A 17,981-nucleotide genomic window follows, 5' to 3' on the forward strand; every position below is an offset into this window, starting at 1 on the left:
GCGTCGCCATGGAGGTCCATGGCGACGCCGGCCGCGCTGTCGTCGGGTCGGTGCCGTCGGTCCCGTCAGCTCCCGGCCGTCAGTTCCCTGAGGGCGGTGTTGAGTTTCAGGACGTTGACGCGGGGTTCGCCGATGAAGCCGAGGAGGCGGTCGTCGGTGTGGTCCGCGACCAGCTTCTCGACCGTGGCGACGTCGAGCTTGTTGCGCTCGGCGACGCGGTGGACCTGGAGTTTCGCGTACTGCGGGGAGATGTGCGGGTCCAGGCCGGATCCGGAGGAGGTGACGGCGTCGGCGGGCACGTCGGAGGGCCGCACGGTGTACGAGGCCGTGGAGTTGTCCTCGACCACGGCGGCCTTGGCGTCCTTCACCCACCGGATGAGGTCGGCGTTGTCGCCGGAGCGGTTGGTGGCGCCGGACAGGACGATCGCGTACTGGGTGTTGACGGAGTTGGTGCCGAGGCCGTGGGAGGGACGGGGCTGGAACCAGCGCAGGTCGGGCGCCGGGGTCTCCTCGCCGTCCTTGAGGGGCAGGTCGTAGCGCTGGCCGATGAGCTCAGAGCCGACGACCCTCCCGCTCGCGTCCGTGATCTCGGAGCCGTTCGCCTTGCCGGGGAAGGCGAGTTGGGCGATGCCGGTGACGGCGAGCGGGTAGAGCACGCCGCAGACGACGGTGAGGACGAGGAGGGCCCGGAGTTCCGCCCACAGGACCCGTCCGGTGTTTCCTACGGAGTTGTTCATGAGCGTCAGCCGATTCCGGGGATGAGGGTGAGGAGCATGTCGATGAGCTTGATGCCGATGAACGGGGCGATCAGGCCGCCGAGTCCGTACAGGCCCAGGTTGCGGCGGAGCATCGCGTCCGCGCTGGACGGCCGGTAGCGCACGCCCTTCAGCGCGAGCGGGACGAGGGCCACGATGATCAGCGCGTTGAAGACGACGGCGGACAGGATCGCGGACTCGGGCGACGCCAGGCCCATGATGTTGAGCTTGTCCAGCGACGGGTAGGCCACCGCGAACATCGCGGGGATGATCGCGAAGTACTTCGCGACGTCGTTGGCGATCGAGAAGGTCGTCAGGGCGCCCCGGGTGATGAGGAGTTGCTTGCCGATCTCGACGATCTCGATGAGCTTGGTCGGGTCGGAGTCGAGGTCGACCATGTTGCCGGCCTCCTTCGCGGCCGACGTACCGGTGTTCATCGCCACGCCGACGTCCGCCTGGGCGAGCGCCGGGGCGTCGTTCGTGCCGTCGCCCGTCATCGCCACCAGCTTCCCGCCGGCCTGCTCGCGCTTGATGAGGGCCATCTTGTCCTCGGGCGTGGCCTCGGCGAGGAAGTCGTCGACACCGGCCTCTTCGGCGATGGCCCTGGCGGTCAGCGGGTTGTCGCCCGTGATCATGATTGTCTTGATGCCCATGCGGCGCAGCTCGTCGAACCGCTCCCGCATGCCCTCCTTGACGACGTCCTTCAGGTGGACGACCCCGAGGACACGCGCGCCCTCGTCGTCGTCCACAGCCACCAGCAGCGGCGTGCCGCCGGCCTGGGAGATCCGGTCCGTGAGCGCCTGCGTGTCCTCGGCGACGGTGCCGCCCCGCTCCTTCACCCACGCGACGACCGAACCGGCCGCGCCCTTGCGGACCTTGCGGCCGTCGACGTCGACGCCCGACATGCGGGTCTGGGCGGTGAACTCGATCCACGTGGCGTGGGCCAGTTCGCCCCGGTGGCGTTCGCGCAGCCCGTACTTCTCCTTGGCGAGCACGACGACCGAGCGGCCCTCGGGCGTCTCGTCGGCGAGCGAGGACAGCTGCGCGGCGTCGGCGACATCGGCCTCCGTCGTCCCGCGCACCGGAACGAACGCGGCGGCCTGCCGGTTGCCCAGCGTGATCGTGCCCGTCTTGTCCAGGAGCAGCGTCGACACGTCTCCGGCGGCCTCGACCGCCCGCCCGGACATCGCGAGGACGTTGCGCTGCACGAGCCGGTCCATGCCGGCGATGCCGATCGCGGACAGCAGCGCGCCGATCGTGGTCGGGATGAGGCAGACGAGCAGCGCGGTGAGGACGATCAGGGAGGTCTGCTCGTCGGCCCCGGCGTAGATCGCGAACGGCTTGAGCGTGACGACCGCGAGCAGGAAGACGATCGTCAGCGAGGCCAGCAGGATGTTGAGGGCGATCTCGTTCGGCGTCTTCTGCCGGGCCGCGCCCTCGACCAGGCCGATCATCCGGTCGATGAACGTCTCGCCCGGCTTCGCCGTGATCCTGACGACGATCCGGTCGGAGAGGACCTTCGTGCCGCCGGTCACCGCGCACCGGTCGCCCCCGGACTCCCGGATGACCGGCGCCGACTCGCCCGTGATGGCGGACTCGTCGACGGACGCCACGCCCTCGACGACGTCCCCGTCGCCGGGGATGACGTCCCCGGCCTCGCAGACCACCAGGTCGCCGACGCGCAGTCCGGTCCCGGGGACCCGCTCCTCCCCCGTCGTCGTGAGGCGGCGGGCGACGGTGTCGGTCCTGGCCTTGCGCAGGGTGTCGGCCTGCGCCTTGCCGCGGCCCTCGGCGACGGCCTCCGCCAGGTTGGCGAAGATCGTGGTCAGCCACAGCCAGGCGGTGATCGCCCAGCCGAACCAGTCGCCCGGGTGCGCCACGGCGAGCGCGGTGGTGACCACCGAGCCGACGAGGACCACGAACATGACCGGTGCCTTGACCATGACGCGCGGGTCGAGCTTGCGGAGCGCGTCCGGGAAGGCGGCGATCAGCAGTTTCGGGTCGAAGAGGCCGCCGCCGGCCCCGCCGGACGGCGGGTGCCCGCCGGACAGGTCGCCGTGCGGCGCCCGCGCCGCGGCCGAAGGGGCGGAGGGGGACATCGGGTCCTCGTGCTTCCGTACGTCGATGGTCATGCCGCGAGCCCTTCGGCGAGCGGGCCCAGCGCGAGCGCCGGGAAGTAGGTGAGACCGGTGACGATCGCGATCGTGCCGACGAGCAGCCCGCTGAACAGCGGCTTCTCGGTCCGCAGGGTGCCCGCGGTCTCGGGGACGGGCGTCTGCCCGGCGAGCGAGCCGGCCAGCGCCAGGACGAACACCATCGGCAGGAACCGGCCGAGGAGCATCGCGATCCCGATCGTGGTGTTGAACCACGGGGTGTCGGCGTTCAGGCCGGCGAAGGCGGAGCCGTTGTTGTTGGCGCCGGAGGTGTAGGCGTACAGGATCTCGGAGAAGCCGTGCGCGCCGGAGTTCGTCATCGAGTGCGCCGGGGTGTCCAGGGCGAGCGAGGCGGCCGTGAAGCCGAGCACGAGCGCGGGGGTGACGAGGAGGTAGCAGGCGGCGTACGTGATCTCGCGGGTGCCGATCTTCTTGCCCAGGTACTCCGGGGTCCGGCCGACCATCAGTCCGGCGAGGAACACGGCGATGACCGCCATGACCAGCATGCCGTAGAGGCCGGAGCCGACGCCGCCGGGCGCGATCTCGCCGAGCTGCATGCCCAGCAGGTTGATCCCGCCGCCGAAGCCGGTGTTCGAGGAGTGGAAGGAGTTCACCGCGCCGGTCGAGGTCAGCGTGGTGGCGACCGAGAAGATCGCGGAGCCTCCGATGCCGAACCGGGTCTCCTTGCCCTCCATCGCACCGCCGGCGAGCTCGAAGGCCGGGCCCCGGCCCGCGAACTCGGTCCACATCATCAGCGCGGTGAAGCCGAGCCAGATGACGGCCATGGTGCCGAGGATCGCGTACCCCTGCCGCAGCGAGCCGACCATGCGGCCGAAGGTCCGCGTCAGCGCGAAGGGGATCAGCAGGATCAGATAGACCTCGAAGAGGTTGGAGAGCCCGTTCGGGTTCTCGAAGGGGTGGGCCGAGTTGGCGTTGAAGTAGCCGCCGCCGTTCGTGCCCAGCTCCTTGATGACCTCCTGCGAGGCCACCGCGCCGCCGTTCCACTGCTGCGCGCCGCCGGTGAACCGGCCGACCTCGTGGATGCCCGAGAAGTTCTGGATCGCCCCGCACGCCACGAGCACCAGCGCGCCCACGACGGAGATCGGCAGCAGGATCCGTACGACCCCGCGGACCAGGTCGGCCCAGAAGTTGCCCAGCTCGCCCGTGCGGGAGCGGGCGAAGCCGCGCACCAGGGCCACCGCGACCGCCATGCCGACCGCCGCCGAGACGAAGTTCTGCACCGCGAGGCCGCCGGTCTGCACGACGTGGCCCATGGCCTGCTCGCCGTAGTACGACTGCCAGTTGGTGTTGGCGACGAACGACGCGGCCGTGTTGAACGCCTGGTCCGGGTCGATCGACACGAAGCCGAGCGAACCCGGCAGCGCGCCCTGCACCCGCTGGAGCAGGTACAGGAACAGAACGCTCACCGCGGAGAAGGCGAGCACCCCGCGCAGATACGCCGGCCAGCGCATCCCGACCGACGGGTCCGCGCCGACGGCCCGGTAGATCCACCGCTCGGGTCTCAGGTGCCGCTCCGAGGAATAGACCCTCGCCATGTGGTCGCCCAGCGGCCGGTACGACAGACCGAGCGCGACGGCCAGTGCCAGAAGCTGGAGGACTCCAGCCAGGACGGGACTCATATCCGTGCTCAGAACCTCTCCGGCTTGACGAGGGCGAGGACGAGGTATCCCAGCAGGCCGGCGGCGACGAGCAGACCGACGATGTTCTCGGCGCTCACAGCTTCGCCACCCCCTTGGCGATGAAGGCCACGAGCGCGAAGACCGCGAGCGTGGTGACGACGAAGGCCACGTCGGCCATCGTGAACTCCCGGAAGAAGGAAGAAGGCGGATTCTCTGACGAGATGAGGAAACCGCCCGTCCGGCCGATTTCCGCCCCCGTTGACGCCTCCCTGACGCCCACGACGCCCCTCTTGACGCCCCCGCTACGCACCGGCGCTTCGGCCGCCCCGCACATGCCCTGAGCAGCACGGCCGGGCCCGGCGCGCGGAAGGCGACGCCCGGCCGGCGCGTCTTGACGCTTCCCTGACGCGCTCGCCGGCCGCGCGCAGGGCGCGCACGTACGCGCCGGCGGGCCGGGCGGGCGAGCACCGCGCGCTCAGGAGCCGGACGGGCCGTACGCCCGGGCCCCGGGCCCGCTCAGGCGCGGGAGCGGTGGTAGTGGCGGCGGGCCCGGTCGCGGTTGCCGCAGTCGCCGGAGCTGCACCAGCGGCGCGTACCGCTGCGGCTGCGGTCCAGGAAGAACCATCCGCACCCCGGGCCCTCGCAGCGCCTGATCCGCCGGATGTCGGCGGGGCTCGCGAGGAGTTCGTCGGCCCGCAGGGCGAGGGCGTGGGCGAGGTCCTCGCACCGCGTCACCCGCACCTGCCACCGCAGGGGCAACTCCGGCGCCAGGAAGGCCTCCTGGCGGGCCGTCGCGATCGACAGGCGCAGTTTCTCCCACGGCTCGGCGGGCAGGGGCAGGTCGTCGACGAGCGCGTCGAGGACAGCCCAGAGGGTGCTTCTCCACGTCTCCAGGAGCGTGACGCCGGCCGGGTCCGGCGGGGCGGAGCCGAGGAGCGCCGCGGTCTCCTGCGCGGTCAGCAGCTCCACGCCGACCGCCCACCGGAGCCACGCCTCGGCTCCCGTCACGCGAGCGACGCGGCGATCGGGATCCGTGCGCCACGCGACCGTGTTGGCGAAGTCGAGGACGGGGTGCCCGCCGATGAGGGCCACTCCGGCATGCGTCCCGCGGGGGGAGGGTTCCCTGCCGCTCGCGTCCTGGGCTGTCGTCACCTCACCACCTTAGCCACGCGCACGACTCATGCGATTCTAATGGGCTTACAGGACTTTGCCTGTTAGGTTGAGGGCATGGTCACTCACCTGCCCCCGGGCCGGGGCGCGTTACCCCGTCGCGGTCTTCACGCCGGAGTCCGCGTCGGCCTCGCCCTCGGGGCGGCCTCCTTCCTGCTGGCGGTGAGCTTCGGGGCGATGACGCAGTCGCAGGGGTGGGCCCTCGCGGGGGCCGTCCTCTGCTCGATGGCCGTCTTCTCCGCCTCGGCGCAGTTCGCTCTGGTGGCGACGCTCGGTGCGGGGGGCGGGGTGGCGTCGGCGGTCGCCGCGGCCGCCCTCGTCAACGCGCGTTTCCTGCCCATGGGGGTGTCCGTCTCCGGGGCGCTCCGCGGCGGACGGCTGCGCCGCGCCGTGGAGGCCCAGGCGGTGGTGGACGGCTCCTGGGCCGCCGCACATCTCGGCGGCGGTCGCTTCGACCGCGAGGTGCTCTTCGCCGCCACCGCGATCCAGTGGGTGCTGTGGGCCGCGGGCACGGCACTCGGCGCGTACCTGGCGCCCAGCCCGGACCTGCTGGCCTCGCTCGGCCTGGACGTGGTGGCGCCCGCCATGTTCCTGTTCCTGCTGCTCGACCTGGTGGGCGCCGACCGCCTGTCCCGGACGACGGCGCTGCTGGGCGCGGCCGTCGCCGCCGTCCTGTCCTTCGTCCTCCCCGCCGGGCCGGCGCTGATCGGCGCCGCTTGCGCGTCCCTGGTCGCCCTGACCCGTCCGGTGCCGCCGGCGAGCGCGCGACGCGGCGACCCATCGCGCGGACGTACGGACGATCAGCCCGGAGCGGAGGCCACCCGATGACCCCCTGGTCGGCCGTCGCCGCCGTCGCCGTCCTCGGCTTCGCCCTCAAGGCCGCGGGCCCGGTCGCGCTCGGTGAGCGCGAGCTGCCGCCGCGTTCCCGGGCGGTGATCGCGCTCATGGCCCCGGCCCTGCTGGCCGGCCTCGTCACGGTCGACGTCGCCGGTGACGGATGGCGGACGGTGGACCCGGCCCTCGCGGGAGCCCTGGCGGCGGTCCCGGTGCTCCGCCGGGCCCGGCTCCCCCTGCCGGCCGTCCTGGTCGGCGCGGCCCTCACCGCCGCCGTCATCAGGAGACTGACCTGACGGTCCCGGCCCGCGGGACGGGCGGCCGAGCCGCCCCCACCACACCCCGGACGCGCGAAAGGCCGTCCTCTCATGATGAGAGAACGGCCTTCCGACCTGCGTTTCCGCACAGTCGGGACGACAGGATTTGAACCTGCGACCCCTTGACCCCCAGTCAAGTGCGCTACCAAGCTGCGCCACGTCCCGATGCCCGTCTGACCTGGGGTTTCCCCCGGCCGTGCGTGCAAGAGAACAATACCGCACTTCGCCGGGTGGTCACGAACCGTTTGACGGGGGTCACGCCCGGCGGTGGCCGGAAGGGGGTCCTTGCCGGTGGCATGTGGCAGAAAGACACCCCTTGACGCATCCGCCCCGGCGGACTCCGTGGCTCCAGATCGCACCAAACATATTCCGAAGTGATCGTCAACAGCACCTGTTTCGGACAAAGACGGGCGCGATATTGATCCCCTTCGTAAAGATCAACACCATGAAGTGTCGGCCTGTTCGGGACGGGACCACTGCCGATGCTCCACCTGCTCGGACCGTGCCGGGCAGGCGTTTCGCAGGGAGGGACTCGTAATGGACAGCTACTTCAGCAGCCGGCTCCATCATCGGCTGAGGGCGACGGTGCGCGACTTCGCCGAACGGGAGGTGCGCCCCCGCATAGCCGAGATGGAGGCGTCGCGGACGGTGCACCACGAGCTGTCGCGGCTCATCGCGGAGCAGGGGTGGCTCGGCGCCACGATCAGTCCGGAGTACGGCGGCATGGGCGCCGGACACCTGGCGAAGACGATCATCATCGAGGAGCTGTCCCGGGTCAGCGGCGCGATGGGCGCCATGGTGCAGGCGTCGCAGCTCGGCACCGCGAAGATCGTCCACTTCGGTTCGGACGCCCAGCGCAAGACCTGGCTGCCGAAGGTCGCCTCGGGTGAGTGCCTGCCGACCATCGCGGTGACCGAGCCGGAGTCCGGCGGGCACGTGCTCGGCATGGAGGCGAGCGCGGTCCGGGACGGCGACGACTACGTCCTCAACGGCAGCAAGGTCTACGTCGGCAACAGCCACGTCGGCGACCTGCACGGCGTCGTGGTCCGGACCGGGCCGGGCTCCAAGGGGCTGACCGCCTTCCTCGTCGAGGCCGACCGGCCGGGGTTCCGCCTCGGGCCGCAGCAGCCGGCCATGGGCCTGCACGGCTTCAGCTTCGGCGAGCTGATCTTCGAGGACTGCCGGGTGCCCGCCGCCAACCGGCTCGGCGACGAGGGCGACGGCCTCGCCGTCGCGTACTCCTCCAGCGTGCTCTACGGGCGGGCCAACCTGACCGCCGTCTCGCTCGGCATCCACCGGGCGATCCTGGAGGAGACCACCCGCTTCGCCACCGAGCGGATCCGCTACGGCAAGCCGCTCTCCGAGCTGCCCACGGTGAAGCTCAAGCTGGGCCAGATGCAGTCCCGGCTGATGACCGCCCGGCTCGCCGCGTACCACGCGGTGCACCTGCTCGACCAGGGCCTCTCCTGCGACACCGAGCTGATGAACGCCAAGCTGGTCAACGTCGAGTCGGCCCTCGACTCCGGGCGCAACGCCATGGAGATCCACGCCGCCGCGGGCCTCTTCACCGACCGGCCCATCGAGCGCTACCTCCGCGACGCCCACCACATCTTCGCGCCGGCCGGCACCTCCGACATCCAGCTGCTGCGGCTCGGCGAGATCGCCCTCGGCCAGGGCAAGGGCAGCTGGTCCGAGCGGCTCTCCGACCTGGTCCGCACCCCGGAGCCGGAGCCGGCCACCGCGTGACGGAACGCGCGAGGGCCCGTACGACCTGTGCCGTACGGGCCCTCACCGCTGCCCCGGAAACGGGCGGAAGGGGTCAGAACACCCCGTCCTCGCGGCGGTGGATCTGCTCGACGAGCTCCGCCGCCATCGCCTTGATGGTCTCCAGACCGGACCGGCCCCACGGCCGGACGTCGGTGTCCACGACGCAGATCGTGCCGAGGGCGACGCCGGTGCGGTCGATCAGCGGCGCCCCCATGTAGGAGCGGATGCCGATCTCGTCGACGACCGGGTTGCCCGCGAAGCGCGGGTAGTCGCAGACGTCCTCCAGGACGAGCGCCTTGCGGCGGACCACCACGTGCGGGCAGTAGCCGTGGTCGCGCGCCATGAACCGGCCGACGCCGCCCGCCCCGGCGGCGCCGAGGTCACTGCCCGAGTGGGAGCCGCCCGGGGTGTGCAGGCCGGCGAAGAACTGCCGGTTCTCGTCGATGAAGTTGACCATCGAGAACGGGGCGCCGGTCATCTCCGCGAGCCGGTGGGCGAACTCGTCGAAGGCCGGGTCGGGGCGCTCGCCGAGGCCGAGTTCGCGCAGCCGCCGGACGCGGTCGGGGGCGTCCTTGTCGATGGGGGTCAGCAGGAGGTGACCCGTCGGGTCGTAGGTCATGGGGTGACTCCGAAGCTCGGCTCGCTGGCCGGGGTCGAGTTGAGGAGGTGCTGGACGAGGGTGAGGAGGGTGGTGATGGCGGAGCTGGAGATCCGGGCGTCGCAGAGCACGATCGGCACCTCGGGGTGGAGGTCGAGCGCCTGCCGGATCTCGTCGGGCTCGTAGCGGAAGGCCCCGTCGAACTCGTTGACCGCGACCACGAAGGCGATGCCCCGCCGTTCGAAGAAGTCGATGGCGGAGAAGCAGTCCTGGAGGCGGCGGGTGTCGGCGAGCACGACCGCGCCGAGCGCCCCCGCGGACAGCTCGTCCCACATGAACCAGAACCGCTCCTGGCCGGGCGTGCCGAACAGGTAGAGCACGTTCCGGTCGTCGAGGGTGATCCGGCCGAAGTCCATGGCCACGGTGGTCGTGGTCTTGTTCTCCACGCCCTCCAGGCTGTCGGTGGCGGCGCTGACCGAGGTCAGCAGCTCCTCCGTGCTGAGCGGTTCGATCTCGCTGACCGCGCCGACGAAGGTGGTCTTGCCCACCCCGAATCCGCCCGCCACCAGGATCTTCAGTGCGGTGGGAAAGGGGTCGGCAGCGAAACCGTCATGGCGTTCAGAGCCGCTGTCGTAGGCCATCGAGCACTGCCTCCAGCAAGGAACGGTCGGATGGGTTGGCGTGGAAGCGCGGGGCCCGCGCGGTGAGGGCGCCGCAGTCCACGAGGTCGGAGAGGAGGACCTTGGTGACGGCGGCCGGGAGCCTTAAGTGCGCCGCGATCTCGGCCACCGAGGTGGGCCCCTCGCACAGCCGGAGGGCCAGGCCGTGCTCGGGGCCCATGTGGGGCTGGAGGCCGGATCCGGTCGCCATCACCAGGGAGAGCAGGTCGAGCGAGGCGGTGGGCCGGGTCCGTCCGCCGCTGACGGTGTACGGGCGGATCAGCCGGCCGGCCGCGTCGTCGAGCCAGGGCCCTTCCTGCGGAGGAGACACGTTCACTGACCGGCGCCACCCGCCGCTGCGGCCGCCTGCCGGGCGGGCGTCACCAGGTACGGGCGGACGCTCTTGACCAGCATCGCCATCTCGTAGCCGAGGACGGCGGCGTCGGCCTCCCGGCCCGCCAGGACGGCCAGGCAGGTGCCGGAACCGGCGGTGGAGACGAAGAGCAGGGTGGAGTCGAGCTCCACGACGACCTGCCGGACCTCGCCGCCGTCGCCGAACCGGACGCCGGCGCTGCGGCCGAGCGAGTAGAGACCGGAGGCGAGGGCCGCCATGTGGTCGGCCGCGTCGGGGTCGAGCCCGTGGACGGATTTCACGAGACCGTCGGAGGAGAGCAGCACCGCGCTGCGGGTGTACGGGACCCGCTGGACCAGGCCGCTCAGCAGCCAGTCGAGATCCGAGGAATGGCCGCTCGGCACATTGCCCGTCATCGTGTATCTACTCCTTGTGCGCGTCGCCGTGACGCAGCGACTCCTGGGGGGTGGGCTGGGATTCGGCCAGGCCGATCCCACGCTGGAAGGCGGCCATCAGGCCGGGGTCGTGCAGGGCGTGGTCCTCGGTGGGCCGGGCCTGCGGCTCGTCGCGCAGTTGCGGGACGAGGTGCTCCTGGGCGCGCCGCTTGGGCAGGTCGGGCCGGCCGGGTGCCTCCGCGCGGGGCGCGGGCGGCGCGGACGGTACGGCGGTGCCGTAGCCGGCCGGGGGGCCGGGGCGCTCGGGGGCGGCGGGCGCGGGGGAGGCGTCCGGCGCCGCGGGCGCGGGGTGCGGGTAGGGGTACGCGGCCGGGGCCTGGGCCTCCGCGGGTGCGGGGGCGGCGGCGGGCGGCGCGGTCTGCGGGAACGGCGCCGAGGGGGCCTCGGGCCGGACCTGCGGCGGCACGCCCTGGTGGGCGGCCGGCTGGGGCTGGGGCTGGGACTGCGGCAGCGGCTGCGGCTGCGGCTGCGGGGTCTGGTGGTGCTGGTGGTTCTGGTGGGCCTGCTGGGGCCGGTCGTGCTGCGGCTGCGGCTGCTGGAGCGGCGGCGGGGTGCCGCCGCCGGCGACCGCGGCGGTCTGCAGCTCGTGCTGGGCGAGGCCCTCCGGGTCGGCGCCGAGGAGGCCCTGCGGGAGCACGAGGACGGCCTGGATGCCGCCGTAGATGTTCGACTGAAGGCGGACGGCGATGCCGTGGCGCCGGGCGAGCGCGGACACCACGAAGAGGCCGATGCGGCCGTCCTGGAGCAGATGGGCGACGTTGACCTGGTCGGGGTCGGCGAGCAGGGCGTTCATCTTGTTCTGCTCGGCGACGGGCATGCCGAGGCCGCGGTCCTCGACCTCGATGGCGAGGCCGGCGGTGACGTACTGGGCCCGCAGCAGCACCGTGGTGTTCGGCGCGGAGAACACGGTCGCGTTCTCGACGAGTTCGGCGAGCAGGTGGATGACGTCGGCGACGGCGTGGCCGCGCAGGGTGCCGTCGATCGGCGGGACGAGCTTGACCCGGGGGTACTGCTCGACCTCGGCGATGGAGGAGCGGAGCACCTCGGTCATGGTGACCGGGTTGGACCACTGGCGGCGGGAGATCGCGCCGCCGAGGACGGCGAGGTTCTCGGCGTGGCGGCGGATGCGGGTGGCCAGGTGGTCGACCTGGAAGAGGCCCTTGAGCAGGTCGGGGTCCTCGACCTCGTTCTCCAGCTCGTCGAGGAGCTGGATCTCGCGGTGGACGAGGGACTGGAGCCGGCGGGCGAGGTTCACGAAGACCTCGACCTTCTGCTCGTTGCCGACGCTGCTGGAGAGCCGGGACGCCTGGACGACGGCGGCGACGGCCGCCTCGTGGGAGCGGGCCAGTTCGGCGCCGAGCCGGTCGAACTCGTCGCCCTGCAGGGCGTCGGGGAGCGCCGGCCGGGGGGCCGGGTCCTCGCCGCGGCGCAGCTGCTCGATGAGCGCGCGCAGTTCGTTCTGGTCCTGGGCGGCGTCGCGGCGCAGGCCGGAGACCCGGGCGAGGACGGCCCGGGCGGCGCGGTCGGCGCCGATCGCGGCGGCCGTCACGGAGGCGAGGGTGATCGCGGCGGCACCGGTGAGCGCGGCCCACAGGGCGGGCGTCGGGCTGGTGCCGGTGGAGCGGAGGGTGAAGAGGACGGCGGCGGCACCACCGAGGGCGACGGCGACGGCGGGGAGGACCGAGGTGCGCAGCAACTGGGGCCGTATGCGCATTTCGGCGGGGGCGGCCGTCGCGGGCCGGGCCGCGGTGCCGGTGGTCGTGGAGCGGGCGCCCGATCGGCCGTGCCGCCCGCCCTCGCGGCGGTCGGACCGCGGGGCGGGTGCGCGAAGTTGTGACATGGGTTTCCTTGGTACGTGCCCGGAGTTCGGCGTACTGAGGGGAACGGGGGGACGGGTACGGGGTGCGGGATACGGGGTACGGGGCTGCGGTGCTACGGGGGGTGAGGAGGTGCTGGGTGGGGCCGGGGGTCTGTCGGTACGGGGGGTCGCCGGTGAGGTCGGCGGGTGCGATGAGCCTACCGATGATCACCGACCACACAGGGTAGTCGTCAACCGTTCATGTGCGGTGTTCAGTTGGCAAACCTGCCCGTAGACCTGCGGAGTCTGGTATCGGCGCCACTCCGGGCGGCTGATATCGATTGGCCGAAAGTCGCCTTCGTGGCAGGAGAGTTGTCGGGAGCGGAATCGTACGAATGAGGATGGAGAGGCCAATTGACCTCGCTCGGCTGCGCAAACGCGCCCGTCGCGCCCCCGAGCGGAATCCCCGGAAGGGCACGGATCCGGCCGTCGAACCCGCTTTTCGTCACAGAGCGTGAAGGATTCCGCAAAGGTCGCCCCCGGTGCCGTCCGGACCCGGGGCGCCGCCCGCACGGCCCGCGGACGTCACCGTCGGTCAGAGCGGAACCGGCCGCACCGCGACCGCCTGCGGCGCCGGCCGCGCCGCGCTGTCATCCTGGGGGCATGAACAGCGAAGAGCCCGCGTCCCGTCCGCTGCTCGTCGTGGACGGGGCCAACGTCGTGGGTTCCGTGCCGGACGGGTGGTGGCGCGACCGGCGCGGGGCCGCCGAGCGGCTGCGGGACCGGCTCGCGGCGGACGGCGGCCCGGTCGACGGACCGTGGCCGGGGCCGTACGAGATCGTGCTGGTGGTCGAGGGGCGGGCCCGCGGCGTGGCCTCCGTGCCCGGCGTGCGGGTGGCGGAGGCCGCCGGCAGCGGCGACGACCTGATCGCCGAGCTCGCCCGGGAGGCGCACGGCCGGCCGTGCCTGGTGATCACGGCCGACCGCGAGCTGCGCCGCCGGGTCGAGGAGGCGGGCGCCCGGTGCGCCGGGCCCCGCGCCCTCCCCCGTACCGCCCCCTGACCGGGGGCGGCCCACTGGATCAGTGGCGCTCGGGCAGGTCCCGCTCCGCCGGCCGCGGCGCGCCGTCGGCGTCGGTCACCGCGGACGCGGCGGCACCGGACCGGGCGGACGTCGCGGCCTCGGGAGCGGTGCGCGCGGACGGGGCCGCGGACGGGGCCGCGGACGGGGCCGGCTTCGGGCCGCAGAAGGCGGCCTCCAGGGTGCCGCCGAGGGCCGTGTTCGCGGCGCCGTGGTTGGAGGTGTTCGCCACCGCTGCGAGGCTGCGCTCGCCGTCGCGGGTCGAGAAGGCGTACGTGTAGTACCCCTGCACGGTGCCGGTGTGGCCGAAGACCTGGGTGCCGCAGGACAGGTCGTACCGGCGCAGACCGAGCCCGTAGAAGCGGGTGTTGGTCGCGTCGGTCGGGGAGACCGTGGTCATCTCCGCCAGCATCGCCGGGGAGAGCAGCCGTCCGCGCATCAGCGCGCTGGTGAAGGTGTTCAGATCGGCGGGGCTGGAGAGGACGGCGCCGGCCGACTGGGCCCAGGAGACGGTCTGCTCGGTGGAGTCGACCAGCGGCTCACCCGCCGCGTCCGGGTGCAGGTAGCCGCGCACCCGCAGCCCCTTGATGCGGGTGTCGGGGTGGACGTACGACGTGGCGCGCAGCTTCAGCGGCTTGATGATCCGCTGCTCGTAGGCGCGGTCCACTGGCTTGCCGGTGAGCTTCTCGATGAGCATGCCGACGACGACGAAGTTGGCGTTGGAGTAGCGGTACGCGGCGCCGGGTTCGGTGGTGCGCGGCTCGGCGAGCGACAGGTCCACGAGCTCCTGGTAGGTGAACACCCGGTTCCGTACGGCCTCGAAGCCCGGCACGGTGTCGGCGAACATGGCGTTCGTGTAGTCCGCCAGGCCGCTGCGGTGGGTGAGGAGGTGGCGGACCGTGATCCGGTCGTCGGGGAGGAGCCCGGGCAGGTAGCGGTTGACCGGCTCGTCGAGCACGATCCTTCCCTCGTCGACCAGTTGGAGCAGCACGACGGACGAGAACGTCTTGCTGACGCTGCCGATCCGGAAGCGGGCCCGGACGTCCATCGCCGCGCCCGTCGCCCGGTCCCGTACGCCGGCGGTCACGCTCTCGACGCCACCGGGACCGGAGAAGCGGGCCATCGCGCCCGGAGCGCCGTTCGCCATCGCGGACTTCAGCGCGGCGGCGATGCCGGCGACGTCGGGCGCGGGGGCGGAGGCGGGGGCGGTGGCGAGGTCCGTGGCCGGGGCGGGGGCCGGGGCCGGGGCCGGCACGCCAGCGTGGTCCGTGGCCGGAGGGGCGACCGGGTTCGCGGCCGGGGCGGGGGCCGGGGTCGCGAGGGGTGCGGCGTTCGCGGCGCCGGCCGGGGCGAGTCCGGCCGCGAGGGCGGCGACCAGGGTGGCGCCGGCGGTCAGCCGGCGACGGCGCGTCAGGCCGCGGTGGGAGGTCAGGAGCACGGAAATCCTCTGCTGTCACGGGGAGTTCGCGGCGCACGCCTGCCGTGGCCGCCGGGCGGACCGGGCACACGCGCCGACGACTCCGGCCCGTGCCCCCGCGCCTACCGATCATGAGGGTCCCCGGCGGCAAAGGGTTCCCGGCGCGGCGCGCGCGCCGGGAAATCCTCCGTTCCGGTGGCGGACGACCCGGTGCCGGACGGCCCCGCGGACGGTCCGCGACGTACCGGGTGCCCCCGGCGCCCCGCGGGTCCCGGGATTGTTTGACGGGAGCGGCGGTGGTCAGGCGGGGGACATGGAGAATTCGCTACGGCTGATGATCGCCCTGTGCGGCTCCGCGCTCGTCGCGTACGCCGTCGTGCGGGCCGCCGACCTCGCGGCCCGGCGCGCGGACGCCCGACGCCCCGGCACTCCGCTGTGGGGGCTGCTGCGCCGGTGCCGCACCCCGCTGTTCGTCGTCCTGTTCACGGTGCTGCTCGGATGGGCGGCGCCGCTCACCGAGTGGGCGCCCGCGCTCGACCCCGACGGCCCGGTCGCCCGGCTCCGGGTGCTGTGCCTGATCGGCGCCGGCGCCTGGCTGACCGTCCGGTTCGCCACCGCGCTGGTGGAGTCCTCGTTCGCGCGCTACGCCGCGCACACCCAGGACCGGGCGCGGGTGCGCCGGGTGCGGACGCAGGTCACGCTGATCACCCGGGTCGTGTCGGTGGCCGTCGGGGTGATCGCCTGCGCGGTGGCGCTGGTGACCTTCCCGTCCTTCCGGACGCTGGGGACGTCGCTGCTCGCCTCGGCCGGCATCATCGGCATCGTGGCCGGCGTGGCGGCGCAGTCGACGCTCGGGAACCTCTTCGCCGGCTTCCAGATCGCCTTCGGCGACATGGTCCGGATAGGCGACACGGTCGTCGTCGACGGCGAGTGGGGCCTCGTCGAGGAGGTCACCCTGACCTTCCTCACGGTGCGCACCTGGGACGAGCGGCGGGTGACGCTGCCGGTGTCGTACTTCACGTCCCGCCCGTTCGAGAACTGGTCCCGGGGCGGCGCCGAGATGACGGGCACCGTCTTCCTCCACTGCGACCACGCCACCCCGGTGCCGCGGCTCCGGGCGCACCTGCGGGACTTCCTCGACGAGTGCCCGGGCTGGGACGGGCGCGCGTGGGACCTGGCCGTCACGGACACCTCCCCCACCGGCATCACGGTCCGCGCGATCGTCACGGCGAAGGACGCCGACGACCTGTGGACGGTACGGTGCGCGGTCCGCGAGGAACTGGTGCGCTGGCTCGCGCAGGAACAGCCGGCGGCACTGCCGAGGATCGCGACGGCCCCGGCCCCGGCGGCCCCCGCTCCGGCTCCGGCCCCGCGCCGGGCGGCCGACTGACGCGGGCGGCCTCCCGGCCGCGCCGGGAGGCCGCCGTCACCGCCGGGCCCGGGCCCGCAGCCGGGCCCGGCGGTTCGGCGCGGCGGTCAGGCCCTCCCGTCGCCGCCGTCCCGCCGCTCGTCGGGGGTGGACCAGGAGTCGTCGCGGGGCGCCCGGGGCTGCTGCCGCGTGGGGTCGCCGACGGGCCGCCGCCGGCGGGCCGTGCGCCGGGAGCCCCACCAGAAGGCTCCGAGCAGCAGGGCGACCACGACGACGCCGATCGCGAGGGCGAAGCCGAGCGCGCTGGATCCGGCGGACGCGAGGCCGCCGGTGGCTGAGGACAGGAGGAATCAAGTCATACGCCGCGTATCTCCCGTCCCGTCCGCGCCAAACCCCTCGTCCCGTCGGCCCCGCGTCGGGCAGGCTGGGGCGCATGAGCGATCTGCACGGCACCTCCGTCGTCCTGCGTCCCTCGGTCCCCGGCGACGTCCCCGCGCTGGCCGCCGTCCGCGCCACCCCGGAGGTGCGGGCCCGCTGGCGCGGCGGCGACGACCTGGCGGCGGAGGTCGCCGAGGACCTGGCGGACGAGGACACCCACTGCCTGACGATCCGGTACGAGGACCGGATCGTCGGCATGATCCAGTGGTACGCGGAGGAGGAGCCGGACTACCGGCACGCCGGGATCGACCTGTTCCTCGACCCGTCGGTGCACGGTCGGGGCCTCGGCACGGACGCCGTGCGCACGCTGGCCCGCCACCTCGTCGACGACCACGGCCACCACCGCCTCGTCATCGACCCGGCCGCCGACAACGCGGCGGCGATCCGCTGCTACGAGAAGGCCGGCTTCCGCCCGGTCGGCGTGATGCGCCAGTACGAACGGGGGCCCGACGGCACCTGGCACGACGGCCTCCTGATGGACCTGCTGGCCTCGGAGCTGCCGCGCTGACTCAGCGCGCGGGGACGGCGGGCTCCGGCTCCCACACGGACGTGGCGTCGACCATGCGGCTCAGCTTCTGGCGGGCGCGGGTCGCGTGGGCCCTCGGCAGCCGGATCTCGGCGAGCGCCCGCTCCGCGCCGGTGACGCGGTACGCCAGCGCCAGGACGGGCGTGCTGGAGAGGGTGGCGGCGATCCGCGCGAGCGCCCCGGGGGTGTCCCGGATCGAGACGACGACCGTGCACAGTTCGGCTGCGCGGGCGCGGGCGCGGGCGTCGGCGTCGGCGTCGGCGTCGGCGTCGGCGTCGGCGGAGACGGAAACGGGGGCCGAGGCGGGGGCTGAACCGTTGTCGTATGCCATGGGGTGTTCCTGCTCCAAGGGTTCCGGGTTCCGGTGTCCAGGGGGTGTGTCCGGTCCTGCCGGATCGGCCGGCCGGGGAAACAAAAGAGACCCCTCGTGGACACGAGAGGTCTGCGCGCGGGCGGTGGGTCCGGCCGGGAGGGGTCGCCTCCGGCTCAGCTCGGTGCCGGCACGCGGGCGCTGGTAATGAGCCGCCGCTGCATGCCGGAATCCTGCCACGACCGCCCACCCTCCGGGAAACCCGTCTCACACCCCGGACACCCACCCCCGAGGCCGACGGCTTCGCCGGACCGGGCCGCACTCCACCACCGCCACCCTCCGC

The 17,981-nt window shown here is 73.2% G+C and carries 20 protein-coding genes and 1 tRNA gene; 6 read left to right on the forward strand and 15 right to left on the reverse strand.

The window, feature by feature from the left end; genetic code table 11:
- Positions 1-65: 65 nt before the first annotated feature.
- The 6 genes from ACFVQZ_RS30735 to ACFVQZ_RS30760 all read right to left on the reverse strand — a co-directional run bounded on the left by ACFVQZ_RS30735 (position 66) and on the right by ACFVQZ_RS30760 (position 5,700).
- Complete coding sequence (locus ACFVQZ_RS30735; protein ID WP_383628003.1) at positions 66-737, reverse strand: potassium-transporting ATPase subunit C; 672 nt, start codon at positions 735-737, stop codon at positions 66-68.
- A 5-nt stretch (positions 738-742) separates the two neighbouring features.
- On the reverse strand, positions 743-2,887 hold the full coding sequence (gene kdpB, locus ACFVQZ_RS30740) for a potassium-transporting ATPase subunit KdpB (protein WP_383628005.1): 2,145 nt from the start codon (positions 2,885-2,887) through the stop codon (positions 743-745).
- Positions 2,884-4,548 carry a potassium-transporting ATPase subunit KdpA gene (gene kdpA / locus ACFVQZ_RS30745; protein ID WP_383628007.1) on the reverse strand — a complete coding sequence of 555 codons (1,665 nt, stop codon included), beginning with the start codon at positions 4,546-4,548 and terminating at the stop codon, positions 2,884-2,886. Before kdpA ends, kdpB begins: the two co-directional genes overlap by 4 nt.
- Positions 4,549-4,556: 8 nt before the next feature.
- Positions 4,557-4,646 (reverse strand): K(+)-transporting ATPase subunit F, encoded by a 90-nt coding sequence (gene kdpF, locus ACFVQZ_RS30750; RefSeq protein ID WP_036416182.1) that lies wholly within the window; start codon positions 4,644-4,646, stop codon positions 4,557-4,559.
- The gene (locus ACFVQZ_RS30755; RefSeq protein ID WP_321193341.1) at positions 4,643-4,828 is read right to left on the reverse strand and encodes a hypothetical protein; all 186 of its coding nucleotides are present in this window, start codon (positions 4,826-4,828) and stop codon (positions 4,643-4,645) included. The genes kdpF and ACFVQZ_RS30755 overlap by 4 nt, the downstream gene beginning before the upstream one ends.
- A gap of 236 nt (positions 4,829-5,064) precedes the next feature.
- Positions 5,065-5,700 carry a CGNR zinc finger domain-containing protein gene (locus ACFVQZ_RS30760; RefSeq protein WP_321193342.1) on the reverse strand — a complete coding sequence of 212 codons (636 nt, stop codon included), beginning with the start codon at positions 5,698-5,700 and terminating at the stop codon, positions 5,065-5,067.
- 75 nt (positions 5,701-5,775) lie between these two features.
- Between ACFVQZ_RS30760 and ACFVQZ_RS30765 the strand changes: the two genes are divergently transcribed.
- Both ACFVQZ_RS30765 and ACFVQZ_RS30770 read left to right on the forward strand, forming a co-directional pair.
- Entirely contained in the window at positions 5,776-6,546 is a 771-nt protein-coding gene (locus ACFVQZ_RS30765; RefSeq protein WP_063835384.1) for an AzlC family ABC transporter permease, read from the forward strand.
- Positions 6,543-6,848, forward strand: coding sequence for an AzlD domain-containing protein (locus ACFVQZ_RS30770; RefSeq protein WP_383628010.1), 306 nt, complete (start codon positions 6,543-6,545; stop codon positions 6,846-6,848). The genes ACFVQZ_RS30765 and ACFVQZ_RS30770 overlap by 4 nt, the downstream gene beginning before the upstream one ends.
- Before the next feature lie 112 nt (positions 6,849-6,960).
- On the opposite strand, the gene ACFVQZ_RS30775 is transcribed toward ACFVQZ_RS30770, so the two are convergent.
- Positions 6,961-7,034 (reverse strand) — tRNA-Pro (locus ACFVQZ_RS30775).
- Between the two features lie 372 nt (positions 7,035-7,406).
- On the opposite strand from ACFVQZ_RS30775, the gene ACFVQZ_RS30780 reads away from it, so the two are divergent.
- A complete protein-coding gene (locus ACFVQZ_RS30780) occupies positions 7,407-8,615 on the forward strand; it encodes an acyl-CoA dehydrogenase family protein (RefSeq protein ID WP_383628012.1) in 1,209 nt (402 codons plus the stop codon).
- Between the two features lie 73 nt (positions 8,616-8,688).
- Here the strand turns inward: ACFVQZ_RS30780 and ACFVQZ_RS30785 are convergent, their stop codons facing one another.
- From ACFVQZ_RS30785 to ACFVQZ_RS30805, 5 genes are read right to left on the reverse strand one after another with little or no spacing between them, the layout of a single operon-like run.
- On the reverse strand, positions 8,689-9,255 hold the full coding sequence (locus ACFVQZ_RS30785; protein ID WP_030497237.1) for a GAF domain-containing protein: 567 nt from the start codon (positions 9,253-9,255) through the stop codon (positions 8,689-8,691).
- Positions 9,252-9,875 carry an ATP/GTP-binding protein gene (locus tag ACFVQZ_RS30790; protein ID WP_030497238.1) on the reverse strand — a complete coding sequence of 208 codons (624 nt, stop codon included), beginning with the start codon at positions 9,873-9,875 and terminating at the stop codon, positions 9,252-9,254. Before ACFVQZ_RS30790 ends, ACFVQZ_RS30785 begins: the two co-directional genes overlap by 4 nt.
- Entirely contained in the window at positions 9,853-10,224 is a 372-nt protein-coding gene (locus ACFVQZ_RS30795) for a DUF742 domain-containing protein (protein WP_107645518.1), read from the reverse strand. The genes ACFVQZ_RS30790 and ACFVQZ_RS30795 overlap by 23 nt, the downstream gene beginning before the upstream one ends.
- 2 nt (positions 10,225-10,226) lie before the next feature.
- Positions 10,227-10,661 (reverse strand): roadblock/LC7 domain-containing protein, encoded by a 435-nt coding sequence (locus tag ACFVQZ_RS30800; protein ID WP_030497240.1) that lies wholly within the window; start codon positions 10,659-10,661, stop codon positions 10,227-10,229.
- Positions 10,662-10,668: 7 nt separating this feature from the next.
- The gene (locus tag ACFVQZ_RS30805) at positions 10,669-12,540 is read right to left on the reverse strand and encodes a sensor histidine kinase (RefSeq protein WP_383628015.1); all 1,872 of its coding nucleotides are present in this window, start codon (positions 12,538-12,540) and stop codon (positions 10,669-10,671) included.
- A 621-nt stretch (positions 12,541-13,161) separates the two neighbouring features.
- Here ACFVQZ_RS30805 and ACFVQZ_RS30810 point away from each other — a divergent pair.
- Entirely contained in the window at positions 13,162-13,560 is a 399-nt protein-coding gene (locus ACFVQZ_RS30810; protein ID WP_030497242.1) for a hypothetical protein, read from the forward strand.
- A 19-nt stretch (positions 13,561-13,579) separates the two neighbouring features.
- On the opposite strand, the gene ACFVQZ_RS30815 is transcribed toward ACFVQZ_RS30810, so the two are convergent.
- A complete protein-coding gene (locus tag ACFVQZ_RS30815; RefSeq protein WP_383628081.1) occupies positions 13,580-15,010 on the reverse strand; it encodes a serine hydrolase domain-containing protein in 1,431 nt (476 codons plus the stop codon).
- 298 nt (positions 15,011-15,308) lie between these two features.
- Between ACFVQZ_RS30815 and ACFVQZ_RS30820 the strand changes: the two genes are divergently transcribed.
- A complete protein-coding gene (locus ACFVQZ_RS30820; protein ID WP_030497244.1) occupies positions 15,309-16,385 on the forward strand; it encodes a mechanosensitive ion channel domain-containing protein in 1,077 nt (358 codons plus the stop codon).
- An 86-nt stretch (positions 16,386-16,471) separates the two neighbouring features.
- Here the strand turns inward: ACFVQZ_RS30820 and ACFVQZ_RS30825 are convergent, their stop codons facing one another.
- Positions 16,472-16,708 (reverse strand): DUF6479 family protein, encoded by a 237-nt coding sequence (locus tag ACFVQZ_RS30825; RefSeq protein WP_030497245.1) that lies wholly within the window; start codon positions 16,706-16,708, stop codon positions 16,472-16,474.
- 89 nt (positions 16,709-16,797) lie between these two features.
- Here ACFVQZ_RS30825 and ACFVQZ_RS30830 point away from each other — a divergent pair, with 89 nt between their 5' ends.
- A complete protein-coding gene (locus ACFVQZ_RS30830) occupies positions 16,798-17,310 on the forward strand; it encodes a GNAT family N-acetyltransferase (protein WP_030497246.1) in 513 nt (170 codons plus the stop codon).
- A gap of 1 nt (position 17,311) precedes the next feature.
- Here the strand turns inward: ACFVQZ_RS30830 and ACFVQZ_RS30835 are convergent, their stop codons facing one another.
- Positions 17,312-17,659: a hypothetical protein gene (locus tag ACFVQZ_RS30835; RefSeq protein WP_383628018.1), complete on the reverse strand. Its 348-nt coding sequence runs from the start codon at positions 17,657-17,659 to the stop codon at positions 17,312-17,314.
- Positions 17,660-17,981: the final 322 nt, after the last annotated feature.

The organism is Streptomyces sp. NPDC057854 (assembly GCF_042797055.1).
Classification (GTDB): Bacteria; Actinomycetota; Actinomycetes; order Streptomycetales; family Streptomycetaceae; genus Streptomyces.

Coding starts and splice junctions, on each gene's coding strand:
- ACFVQZ_RS30735 (WP_383628003.1), bottom strand. CDS start 737: ATGAACAACTCCGTAGGAAACACCGGACGGGTCCTGTGGGCGGAACTC.
- kdpB (WP_383628005.1), bottom strand. CDS start 2,887: ATGACCATCGACGTACGGAAGCACGAGGACCCGATGTCCCCCTCCGCC.
- kdpA (WP_383628007.1), bottom strand. CDS start 4,548: ATGAGTCCCGTCCTGGCTGGAGTCCTCCAGCTTCTGGCACTGGCCGTC.
- ACFVQZ_RS30765 (WP_063835384.1), top strand. CDS start 5,776: ATGGTCACTCACCTGCCCCCGGGCCGGGGCGCGTTACCCCGTCGCGGT.
- ACFVQZ_RS30770 (WP_383628010.1), top strand. CDS start 6,543: ATGACCCCCTGGTCGGCCGTCGCCGCCGTCGCCGTCCTCGGCTTCGCC.
- ACFVQZ_RS30780 (WP_383628012.1), top strand. CDS start 7,407: ATGGACAGCTACTTCAGCAGCCGGCTCCATCATCGGCTGAGGGCGACG.
- ACFVQZ_RS30785 (WP_030497237.1), bottom strand. CDS start 9,255: ATGACCTACGACCCGACGGGTCACCTCCTGCTGACCCCCATCGACAAG.
- ACFVQZ_RS30790 (WP_030497238.1), bottom strand. CDS start 9,875: ATGGCCTACGACAGCGGCTCTGAACGCCATGACGGTTTCGCTGCCGAC.
- ACFVQZ_RS30800 (WP_030497240.1), bottom strand. CDS start 10,661: ATGACGGGCAATGTGCCGAGCGGCCATTCCTCGGATCTCGACTGGCTG.
- ACFVQZ_RS30805 (WP_383628015.1), bottom strand. CDS start 12,540: ATGTCACAACTTCGCGCACCCGCCCCGCGGTCCGACCGCCGCGAGGGC.
- ACFVQZ_RS30810 (WP_030497242.1), top strand. CDS start 13,162: ATGAACAGCGAAGAGCCCGCGTCCCGTCCGCTGCTCGTCGTGGACGGG.
- ACFVQZ_RS30820 (WP_030497244.1), top strand. CDS start 15,309: ATGGAGAATTCGCTACGGCTGATGATCGCCCTGTGCGGCTCCGCGCTC.
- ACFVQZ_RS30830 (WP_030497246.1), top strand. CDS start 16,798: ATGAGCGATCTGCACGGCACCTCCGTCGTCCTGCGTCCCTCGGTCCCC.
- ACFVQZ_RS30835 (WP_383628018.1), bottom strand. CDS start 17,659: ATGGCATACGACAACGGTTCAGCCCCCGCCTCGGCCCCCGTTTCCGTC.